The 1940-nt window shown below is 59.4% G+C and carries 3 protein-coding genes; 1 reads left to right on the top strand and 2 read right to left on the bottom strand.

Annotation, left to right across the window (positions count from 1 at the left end):
* Positions 1 to 144: 144 nt before the first annotated feature.
* Both BVH03_RS15635 and BVH03_RS26390 read right to left on the bottom strand, forming a co-directional pair.
* Complete coding sequence (locus BVH03_RS15635) at positions 145 to 411, bottom strand: PepSY domain-containing protein (protein ID WP_070886212.1); 267 nt, start codon at positions 409 to 411, stop codon at positions 145 to 147.
* 81 nt (positions 412 to 492) lie between these two features.
* Positions 493 to 663 (bottom strand): hypothetical protein, encoded by a 171-nt coding sequence (locus BVH03_RS26390; RefSeq protein ID WP_168175631.1) that lies wholly within the window; start codon positions 661 to 663, stop codon positions 493 to 495.
* A gap of 189 nt (positions 664 to 852) precedes the next feature.
* Between BVH03_RS26390 and BVH03_RS15630 the strand changes: the two genes are divergently transcribed.
* Complete coding sequence (locus BVH03_RS15630; RefSeq protein WP_075962032.1) at positions 853 to 1581, top strand: amidotransferase; 729 nt, start codon at positions 853 to 855, stop codon at positions 1579 to 1581.
* Positions 1582 to 1940: the final 359 nt, after the last annotated feature.

The following is a 1940-nucleotide window of genomic DNA, read 5'->3' as shown; positions in this document are numbered from 1 at the left end:
TGCTCACTTGAAAGGTTGGTCGCGACCTTTCGAATCGTACAAAAGCAAACGCCCCGAACAATGTCGGGGCGTCTGATGGGATCACTACCTGCATCAGCGACTTTTCACACGCTCTGCTTGGGCCGGTTTTTCAAGTGCTATCGATCAGTTGTCCAGTTGCTCACGGATCACCTTGCCGCTCTTGCCGTCCACGCGGAACTCATAGAGACGGTTGTCCTGTTTGGTGCCTTCGCCTTCCCAGTAGCCAGCGTCGTCGGCTTCGATCTTGTGGATCTGGGTGAAACCAGCCTGCTTGGCGCTGCTCAGCGCCTGCTCGATGCTGATCCAGTCGGCGCCCGGGCGATCGGCCATGGCGAGACCGGCGCTCATGGCGGCAGCGGCAGTAAGGGCAGTCAGGGTCTTCTTGAGCATCGTGGAACTCCTTCACTGTTTAGGATGATCGCGCCTGCATTCAGGCACTGCAGATTTGGAGTCCGGCGTTTCGCTTGGGGTTCAGGTAAAACTGCCCTGGTTCGCTGCGGGCACCATCGTCTGGCTTGCCGTCTGCACGGGCTGAGCCGGGCGCTGCATGCTGGCCGCCAGCAGGGGCAGGGCAATGATCAGATAAAGGCCGATGGCGCCCAGGGCGCCGTTGCGGGCGTAGCGGATGGTCTGGCTGTGCATGGTGGTTACGCTCGTCAGTGGCGTTGTGGGCCGATGACGCGATCATCAGGTCCTTTACCCAGGCGCAGAAGTAAAGACTGATCATGGAGTCTATTGAAAAGACTGATGACGCGGATAACGGTATGCCTCTTGCCTTGATGCATCTGCACAGGCAGGCTTTGACTGCTCTGTTATTTTTCAGGTATCGCCATGTCGCTGCAGATCTGCATTCTGGAAACCGACATCCTGCGCCCCGAGCTGGTCGACCAGTATCAGGGCTACGGCAAGATGTTCGAACGTCTTTTCGCTGGTCAGGCCATCGAGGCCAGCTTCCACGTATTCAACGTCATGCAGGGCGATTATCCGCCCGCCGATGTACGTTTCGATGCGTACCTGGTCACCGGCAGCAAGGCCGATTCGTTCGCCACGGATCCGTGGATCGAAACACTCAAGGCCTATTTGCTCGAACGCTATCAGGCAGGCGACAAGTTGCTGGGTGTCTGCTTCGGGCACCAGTTGCTGGCGCTGCTGCTCGGCGGCAGGGCCGAACGCGCCAGTGGCGGGTGGGGTGTAGGCATTCATCGTTATCAGCTGACCGAACAGCTGGACTGGATGACGCCAGCCCTGGATGAGCTGACGTTGCTGATCAGCCATCAGGATCAGGTCACCCGGCTGCCGGAAAACGCCACGTTGCTGGCCACCAGCCCGTTCTGCGCCCATGCGGCCTATCGTATCGGTGATCAGGTGCTGTGCTTCCAGGGGCATCCGGAGTTCGTGCCCGAGTATTCCCGCGCGCTGCTGGACATTCGCCAGCAGCACATTGGCGAAACCACCTACCGTGCGGCGGTGGATAACCTGCACCTGGATCACCATGGGCGCACCGTTGGCGAGTGGATGCTGCGTTTCGTGGCCAATGGCAGAGCGGCCCAGCCGGCCTGACCCCTCAGAACCTGTTCAAAGTCTTCGAACCGAGGTTCGGCGATTTGGCAGCTAAGGGGAGCGCGGAACCTGTGTGAGCGGGCCATGCCTGCGAAATTGCGGGCATGGACTGGGCGCCCCCGCCCATTCCCACAGGTAAAGCAACGATGCCCGCTCCTGCCTTGCGGCAGCCTCTTTCATGTCGCCTGAATGACCCTGAACAGGTTCCCATGAAAGCTGCCCACAAAAAAACGGCCCTTGCCAGAGCGTGTGAAAACTCGCTGATGCAGGTAGTGATCCCATCAGACGCCCCGACATTGTTCGGGGCGTTTGCTTTTGTACGATTCGAAAGGTCGCGACCAACCTTTCAAGTGAGCAGC

It is taken from the genome of Pseudomonas sp. PA15(2017) (assembly GCF_001945395.1).
GTDB lineage: Bacteria > Pseudomonadota > Gammaproteobacteria > Pseudomonadales > Pseudomonadaceae > Aquipseudomonas.
This window is presented reverse-complemented; position numbering and strand designations above follow the sequence as displayed.

What these genes read in the sequence shown, in the direction of transcription:
- BVH03_RS15635 (WP_070886212.1), bottom strand. Translation starts at nt 411, where the DNA reads ATGCTCAAGAAGACCCTGACTGCCCTTACTGCCGCTGCCGCCATGAGC.
- BVH03_RS26390 (WP_168175631.1), bottom strand. Translation starts at nt 663, where the DNA reads ATGCACAGCCAGACCATCCGCTACGCCCGCAACGGCGCCCTGGGCGCC.
- BVH03_RS15630 (WP_075962032.1), top strand. Translation starts at nt 853, where the DNA reads ATGTCGCTGCAGATCTGCATTCTGGAAACCGACATCCTGCGCCCCGAG.